7 protein-coding genes are annotated in these 8144 nt (G+C 57.2%); all 7 read right to left on the bottom strand.

What is annotated here, in order from left to right; translation table 11 throughout:
• Positions 1 to 97 precede the first annotated feature (97 nt).
• Entirely contained in the window at positions 98 to 1234 is a 1137-nt protein-coding gene (locus QFX05_RS08250; RefSeq protein ID WP_279742242.1) for an acetate/propionate family kinase, read from the bottom strand.
• Positions 1235 to 1864: 630 nt separating this feature from the next.
• Complete coding sequence (locus QFX05_RS08255) at positions 1865 to 2953, bottom strand: diacylglycerol/lipid kinase family protein (protein ID WP_279742243.1); 1089 nt, start codon at positions 2951 to 2953, stop codon at positions 1865 to 1867.
• Positions 2954 to 3054: 101 nt separating this feature from the next.
• Positions 3055 to 3240, bottom strand: coding sequence for a hypothetical protein (locus QFX05_RS08260; protein WP_279742244.1), 186 nt, complete (start codon positions 3238 to 3240; stop codon positions 3055 to 3057).
• Complete coding sequence (locus QFX05_RS08415) at positions 3227 to 3346, bottom strand: hypothetical protein (protein ID WP_390897542.1); 120 nt, start codon at positions 3344 to 3346, stop codon at positions 3227 to 3229. Before QFX05_RS08415 ends, QFX05_RS08260 begins: the two co-directional genes overlap by 14 nt.
• A gap of 63 nt (positions 3347 to 3409) precedes the next feature.
• Positions 3410 to 3676 (bottom strand): alpha/beta hydrolase family protein, encoded by a 267-nt coding sequence (locus QFX05_RS08265; protein ID WP_279742245.1) that lies wholly within the window; start codon positions 3674 to 3676, stop codon positions 3410 to 3412.
• 18 nt (positions 3677 to 3694) lie between these two features.
• Positions 3695 to 4552, bottom strand: coding sequence for an alpha/beta hydrolase family protein (locus tag QFX05_RS08420; RefSeq protein ID WP_459550503.1), 858 nt, complete (start codon positions 4550 to 4552; stop codon positions 3695 to 3697).
• A gap of 534 nt (positions 4553 to 5086) precedes the next feature.
• Complete coding sequence (locus QFX05_RS08270; RefSeq protein ID WP_279742246.1) at positions 5087 to 8017, bottom strand: hypothetical protein; 2931 nt, start codon at positions 8015 to 8017, stop codon at positions 5087 to 5089.
• Between the last annotated feature and the right edge of the window lie 127 nt (positions 8018 to 8144).

Here is an 8144-nt window from a genome sequence, read left to right on the forward strand (position 1 = left end):
TTACGGGCATAAGAAATCCGCCGTAGCATCCATACGGAATGGGCGCCACGGCGGATCACTTTACGCTGAGCCGCCTACACGGCGGGGTGCGTGGGGCTTAGAGGCTCTTGACGAGTTCCTCGGTAGCCTCAGCGATAGCCTTCTCCTCGTTGGTGGGGATGACCAGCACCTTAATAGCGGAATCCTCGGTGGAAATCACGCGCGGCTCGGGGGAACGCTTAGCGTTCTCTTCCTCGTTGTACTTGACACCCAATGCGCCAAGGCGATCCAGGACCAGCTTGCGGAAATCACCGGAGTTCTCACCGATACCAGCGGTGAAGATCAGCGCATGCGCGCCGCCAACAACCAGGTTGTAGCCGCCAATGTACTTCACCAGGCGGTATGCGGTCATGTTCAGTGCGAGCTGTGCACGCTCGTCGCCGGACTCTGCAAACTCAAAGACCTTACGCATATCGTTGGAGCCAGCCAGTGCGAGCAGGCCGGACTCCTTGTTCAGGATGGTATCCAGGCGGGCACCGTCAATACCCTCACGGATCAGGATGGTGGTCAGTGCCGAGGGATCAATGTCGCCGGAGCGGGTACCCATGATTAGGCCAGCCAGCGGGGTGTAGCCCATAGAGGTGTCGACAGACTTACCGCCCTTCACAGCGGTCACGGACGCGCCGTTACCGAGGTGTGCGACGATACCGTTGAACTCGTCGCGAGCCACGCCGAGCATGTCAGCTGCAACGTGGGAGACGTACTCGTGGCTGGTGCCGTGGAAGCCGTAGCGGCGGATGCTGTACTTATCTGCCAGGTCGTAGGGGATTGCGTAGCGCCATGCTTCTTCGGGCATGGTGGAGTGGAACGCGGTATCGAAGATAGCGACCTGCGGCAGGGAGGGCCACTTATGCATTGCTGCACGCATGCCCTGAACGTGTGCGGGGTTGTGCAGCGGTGCCAGCGGGGAGAGGTCGTCAATCTGCTGGACAACTTCCTCAGTCAGCAGGGTAGGGTGGGTGAACTTCTCTGCACCCTGCACCACGCGGTGGCCGACTGCCTGCAGCTCACGGCCGTGCAGGACGGGCTCAAGCTTCTCGGACATGATGTCGAATGCGACCTCGTGGTTGGGCACATCGGTGCCGATGTTTTCGACGAGGCCGGAGGTCAGCATCTGCTCTGACTCGGGCAGGGAGGTGTCACGCACCTGGTACTTCAGGGAGGAAGAACCGGCGTTCACAACGAGAATAAGCATGAAAGTATCTTCTTTCGTAGTTTTCTTTTCCGCTCCATTCTCGCACTTTTCGAGCCTGCGTGCGAGACGGCCCCGACAGTGTTTTTACCGGGGGTTTTTACTAGGGGGCAGCCGTGGGGTTAGTGAGGTGCGGGTGTGGTGGGGTGCCAGAAGCTACCGAAGGATGAATGGTTAGGGACACGCCAGGGCTCATCCCCGCGCATACGGGAATACACTTAGCCACAAGGCACAATGCCTAGCAGAAGCCTAAAAATATTCAGTTTCCCACACGTATACATATATAAAAGGGATGAGTAGACGATTACTCGTCTACGGTGACCCGCCGCCAGTGGCGGCTGGCCTTGACGCATCCAACGCCACATCCCCCAACACCACCGAACCGATACGTGGGTTTTTGTTGGGGCGTAGCATCTAGAAACGATGACTGTTCCAGGGTATTCGGGTGCCGGAGGTTGCCACCCTGAATACGGGAATAGCAAGAAAAATAGTGTAAAAAATCGCTAATTTTTTCACTATCCCCCTAATTTTCAGGAAATAGTGAAAAAATCCGCGATTTTTTTCATTATCCAGGTCACAAATGGATGGCTAGGGCGCTAGATAGGATTTTGCCTTGCACCTTCACCACGCCCGCTATAGCACCTCGGGGTGGACCGCCACCTCCACGGCGGCAGGCAGCACCCGCGCGCTAATGCGGTACGCTGACGGTGCCGGGTCACCATCCACCTCAACGGGCTGCACACCATCCGGGAACTCCAACACCACCTCAGACCCCACCATATGGCGAATCACCGGCAGCTCAATGCGCGGCGAACCCAAAATCGTTCGGCGCGTAACCTTCGCCATCAGCAGGCCCCACTCCATCAGGTCACGCGGCGACGCCACAATCACCTCAAGGTTGCCGTCATGCACATCCGTCATATCAGCCAGGCGAATACCACCCTGCAGGCGGCCACAATTCGCGATCAGCACCGACCGCATCAGCAGAGTACGGAACGGTGCACCATCCACACTGACACGCACCGGGTGCGACCCGCCTAGCATGTGCTTCATGCCGGACTGCACGTACGACACCCACCCGAACTTCGCCTTAATGTCCTCGTTCGTGTAGCTCATGACGAGCGCATCAAAGCCTGCACCACTCATCACAAAGAACGTGTGTTCGGTTTCTTCGCCGGGGGTGCTCGTCGTCGTCATCTCAATCGCATCAACGGCCTGACCTGCACCATTGAGCGCAATATTCACGCACGCCGCCACGTCACTGACCGGAATGTACAGGTTACGTGCCAGTAGGTTACCGGTACCCATCGGCAGAATACCCAGACGCGGCTTGGTCCCCTCATGATGCGCCAGCGCCGCCGCCACAGCGCGCACCGTACCGTCACCACCGGCAGCAACCAGCAGGTCAACACCCTCAGCGATCAGCTCGCGGGCAGCCTCGGAACCGGGCTCGTCCACGCGGGTGGTACGCACCAGCGCCTGCGGGTGGCCGTTCGCCGCGAGGGTACGTTCCAGAATCTCGATAGCCGCCGCAGCGCCGGGTTTGCTGGGGTTGTACACCACGCCCACGCGCTGCCCCTCGCCGGTGGGCAGGGTCGGCAGAACGCCGAAGGGTGCACCCAGTTCGATAGCGCGTCGGCGGGCTTCACGGCGGGCACGAGTGACGGAGGCGGTCAGGGCCGCCGCCGCGGAAACACCAAGGATTTTACGGTATAGAGGCATAGTTCTTAGACTACCGGGATACGCGAAAACCCGCCCACCGTTTACGCGGTGAGCGGGTTTTTTCAGCTGGTTGTGAGATTACTCAGCGGGCAGGGTTTCCCTTATTCAGCAGCTACTGCCGGGATGACCTCGGCACCACCCATGTAGGGGCGCAGAGCCTCAGGAATACGCACAGAGCCGTCAGAGCTTATCGCGCCCGTCCAGACCCAGCAGGCGCCAGGCGTCTCCCCCTTGACGACTTTCTCCCAGAAGCGGCGGGCCTCTTCGCTTTGGTTAGCCTGTTGCATCGATGTACTCCGATTCAGCGTATTTGCCGATACGGTCCAATACCGCATAGACCGTGTGACGGCTACAGCCCATCTTGCGGGCGATAGCCATCTTAGGAACGCCCAAGGCATCCAGCTGATGCGGTCTCTGTCTGCGATACCCCTTGCTTCTTTACAGCATACGCCCGAATTAAGCCTTTTCGAGTAGTACGCGAGTTAGGAAGTTGCGGGCCGACTCGGAGATGAGTTCAACATCCTCCGGGATTGAAGCATAATGCCCTCGTCCCGGAAGCCACACCCGTTCCCACGGATTCCCTTGTTCCTTCCAGCGCTCTGCTACTTCGTTCGCCAGGTAGGCAGGGCAATTAATATCGTTCTCGCCGTGTATCTCCAGCACCTGCAGGTCTGCGTTGAACCCGTTCATGCCGCTGAAGAACTTGGCATCATCGCCTTCCAAATCGAATCGTCGTGCAAATCAGTCGAGATGCCCTGGATCTATAGTCACCGCATGCTCAACATGCTTTGCTAGGTTGCCTGTAGGCGCCCCCAACAATAGGCCTTTTGTCCGTTCAGTGGATGCGCCGAGCGTCAGAGCCAAAGTCGCCCCGAAGCTCCAGCCTGCTAGCACAAGAGGTCCAGAGGTCAGTTCGACAGCCCCCAAGAAATCCTCCTGCATCGCGGACCTCCACCTGTGCCAAGCCGAACGCGTATATAGACGGTCCGGCATAAGTGATCCCTGGTAGTTCACACCAATCCAGTCCAGGCCATGCGCGTTGCACCATTGAGGAAGTCCGAAGAAGCGACCCTCCGGCACCTCGTAGCTTTCAGGGCCTCCATGAAAATGGATCACTGCACCCGTTGCTCGTTCCGGTGCACGAGACACCACGTATTCCCCATGTGGTGAAGGGAAGGTCAACCCTGTAATAACTGGACGAGGACTTCGCAGCACTCGATTCCGCCTGGGGACAGAGGCGACCGTAAGCGTATCCGTGAACCCACGTACGGTGTAGAGGCTGCCGTCAAGAGACAGTGCTTTATATCCACTGAGGGTATCCACATGGTGCACCACTAAGTCACCGACGCCATCTTCAGTGATCTCACGCAACTGGGTGTCACTGCCCGTGAACACCGACATCACAACGCGGGTGGAATCGCCTCCTGCCTCTATTACAGGCCCGTCGGATTCCAGGAACGTTACCTGTCCATTAGCGAAAACGTGCAGACCATGCAGCCCATCCTCGTCTGTCGGGTCATTACTGGAGATGGCGAGAACTCGACCTAAAGCGGCGAAAGCGAACGCAGCCCGGACTCGCCATGTTGCCGAACTCGCCATATCCACAACGTTCAGGAATGTGCCTTGGACACCAAGGTCCTCCACGAATCCTGCGACCGTGCCGGAGCTGAACAGCAGTTCACCCCTGGGTCTTGGGTCCACCGTCGCTGGGTTCCTTCTTGCACCGCCGTTCGAAATCGTCCAGATTCTCTGGCACTGCTCCGCGTGTCCAGCCACAGCTCTACACCGCCAGGGATACCGAGAACTACAAGGTCCTCACCGTGTAGGCTGTGAACATTTACCACGCACGGTTGCCCCGCAGGCTTGAATGCCTCAGCTTCAAATCGATACGCCTGGACCCGAAAGCTTTCGTTCTCAAACCAGCATGCGTACATCACACCGTCGGGGCTCAATACAATCTCATCCGCCTCGGGTAAGTCCAGCGGTGTCGCCTCGCGGTCAGGTGTGCACAGTGTGGCGCCGTACTCGTTCAGAAGTGCCACCGACGAATCGGTCCAGGCTATAGGTTTGGCCCTATAGATTCGCATTTCGTCCTCGATAGTTCTTGGAGAAAAACGTAGTACTTGGGTCAGCTCACTCATCTAAATTCACCACTTCTTTGAAACAGTCAAGGTTAGAGCGCGAGTGAAGGACAATCACAACCTGCTTGTCACTGCCCTCGATAGCGCACGCCATCGATTCGAGCTCAGTGCGCTCCTCTGAGGGAGTGAGACTCTTCAAGGTCTCATCAAGCAACACAAGCCGGGTAGCGCCTTCACGTAATACGGAACGCGCAAGCATGAGCCCGCTCGAATTCGATGCTTCAGATGCGAACGGATCGATATCTGGTACGATTACCACTTCGCCTTGGGGATACCGGCGGTATAGAGCATCAAGCATGACGGACTTCCCCGCGCCAGTTGGTCCAATCAAGGCAACCATAGAACACCCAGAGTTAAGAACACTCTCAAGCAGAGCCAGGTCAGCAGACCGTACGGGCGGATAAGAACGGTCGGCCCGGTACTCTTCAAGCATCCGAACACGCTCCGCAGTCAAGCTGACTACACCAACCTTTTGCAACGTCTCCACCGTAGATTGGATACCAGATGACAGAGTTACTGCAAAATATATTACGACCGCGGGAGCAACCACTGAGTTCGATCCTTCGACCATCAGTGCCAATACCACTGCAGAAACATTCAGTGACAACACAAGCAACTGAATCAGTCCCGTACGCAGTGCGTAGGCGTTCGCCAACTGAATCGAGCTACTGACGTATGCAGCCTCCGAATGAGCGTAGGCTTCTTCTCCAGCCCGACGCAGCCCTGCACTGACGGGCGCAGCGTGTAAGCCAGCCTGGGCACCAGCCACCCCGATGAAGTCACCTCGGCGATTGGCAGCCGTCGTCGAGGCAGGGAGAATCCATTTTGAACCCTGACGCATAGCAAGCATCGCTAGGGGTGCTACCGCCAACACAACGATTATGAACAGCGGGGCGCCGGCCACTGCGCCTCCGATGAGCATAGAGGTCTGTAGAATGACCATAAATACCGAACCCAGGGCGCTAGGCACCGACATCTGAAGGTCGGAGAAGTCTTCACCCATCCGCCCCATGACCGCACCGCTTGTTCTAGGACTAGCGAATCGATCGAGCCTGCGTATAACCCGGTCATGCAAATCGCTCAGCCTAGCGATGGGAGCCCAGTAGAGCGGGCCAAAGAACATGACGGACCCAACAATTGCTGCCAGTGCGCAAGCAGCTGACACTCCAGCAACCTGAGCAGACAGCCCATCACTGTGAGCAATCGTCAATGCAAAAGCAACTTCTGATCCGCTCAAGAGTAGGGCGCCACACGTAATCCACACCAAATGCGGTCCAAACAACAACAGGGCCGATCGTCGGAATGTGGCACGCTTCGGCTCAGGGTCAGGAAGGTCCTGTCCCTCGCTCACCTCCATCGAACCAGCATCTGCCTCCTTAGCTGCCCCGGGGCTATGAGCCTGCAACTCAAGAGGGTCTACCCTCGCATCATTGCCGGGGGTGAAGGCACTCGGTACGTACTCCTCCGAGCTTGCCAGAAGTGTGCACGTTGGCACGCACTCTAAGATCCTCTCGGCAACCACTTCTCGTGTTACAGGATCAAGCGCTGCGAACGTATCGTCCAAAATTAGCCAGTCCGGTTTGTCTGCCAAAACGATAGCGACAGCAGCACGGTGTCTCTCTCCTGACGACAAGGTTGTTGCGTCTTGCCAGAACCGCCCGATCACATCCTCAGTGAGCCCCATATCTAAAGCGAGGCTAGTGAACCGGGATACCTGATGTGGAGAAGCAGAAGCTCGCCACGCTGACAACACCGAATGGGACATTTCCGGGTTGCGTGGTACGAAAGCGGAATCAGGGGTGGTCACGGATGTGCGCAATGCTTCAGCGCGCTCAGACGTAGCTGCAAGCACCTCTCTAGAGTTTGAAGGCTGCCCCACCCAGTCCTGCTGTTTAACCGTGCAATTTGGAGACGACTCGAGCTTGTCGAGCTCACGCATCATTGGCACAGCGAGCCGAATAACCCGATAGTTTACGATGTTGTTCTGCACCGCTGCGTACAGGTAGCGGGCTGCCAAAATAATTCCAATACCGAAATGAGCGGATGGCCAGAGCCACGCGCCGAGAACCGCAACCACAGCGAGCACCGCAGTTAGTGCTCCCCGTTCAAGGAATCCATTCAGGATCTGCAACGGGACCCGTCTGCGCAGAAGATGCTCTTCGGTGTTTCGGATGCTAGCGACCTTGTCCAGGGCGGTACCCCAGCTGGGGATGCTTCGCCCTCGAGGCATCGCGTTTGCTACACGCTGGATCCACTGCCTACGCTCTCCCTCTAGAGCAACGTACTGTTCCCATAGTCGGCCCACCAAGTTGATGAGACGGACGCTGACGAATACCAATCCAGTGATGAGCAACGCAGCGATTGCGCCGCTTGCACCATATAGCGCGAGCGAAGCCGCGAGAAAGGCAATAATCTGAACGGTTGAAACGGCGAAATCAACAACGAAGGCAAACTGGCTGATCTGTGCTGGGTATGTGAGAACATGCCCGTGAGCTTCCGGCGGATGGGATGACCTACCAAAGATGTCCCGGAAACGGCGGTATGTAAGCTGTCGAACCGCGATCGTGAGAATAATCTCTTGGCGTTCCTTCACCCAGTACCCTAGGCTTTCAGCCAAGAAAGCGAAGATGAGTAACCAAATAGCACTGCCTGGGGTCCTCTCACCTGACGTTACCCGGCCGATACCTGCCGTAATCATCAGAGCCCCTGCAACACTCAGTAGGCCAGCAGTGAAGACGGTGAAACTCGTGCTCGTTGGCGCGAATACCAAAGCAAGCCAGCGAATCCGTCTCGGCAGGTTCCGCGCTATCCTTTGATAGCGCACATACAAGTGCTCGATGGGCATGTCTCTCAGATGCAGGCTAGGAGCGCTCTGTGCTTCGCCCTGTCGCTTGTGATTAATCACCATTATGTTTCCAGTCATTCGGTATTCGAGTTCAGGTGTACGGCCTCGTTAATAAGTTCGTCGTTTGGAAAACGGGCTTGGAGGTCGTTGAGGGCCGCCGCCGCGGAAACACCAAGGATTTTACGGTATAGAGGCATAGTTCTTA

The organism is Rothia similimucilaginosa, from assembly GCF_029850875.1.
Lineage (GTDB): Bacteria > Actinomycetota > Actinomycetes > Actinomycetales > Micrococcaceae > Rothia.

Excerpts from the sequence above, each read along its gene's own strand:
- QFX05_RS08420 (WP_459550503.1), bottom strand. The coding sequence starts at position 4,552 with ATGGCGAGTTCGGCAACATGGCGAGTCCGGGCTGCGTTCGCTTTCGCC.
- QFX05_RS08250 (WP_279742242.1), bottom strand. The coding sequence starts at position 1,234 with ATGCTTATTCTCGTTGTGAACGCCGGTTCTTCCTCCCTGAAGTACCAG.
- QFX05_RS08255 (WP_279742243.1), bottom strand. The coding sequence starts at position 2,953 with ATGCCTCTATACCGTAAAATCCTTGGTGTTTCCGCGGCGGCGGCCCTG.
- QFX05_RS08260 (WP_279742244.1), bottom strand. The coding sequence starts at position 3,240 with ATGCAACAGGCTAACCAAAGCGAAGAGGCCCGCCGCTTCTGGGAGAAA.
- QFX05_RS08270 (WP_279742246.1), bottom strand. The coding sequence starts at position 8,017 with ATGACTGGAAACATAATGGTGATTAATCACAAGCGACAGGGCGAAGCA.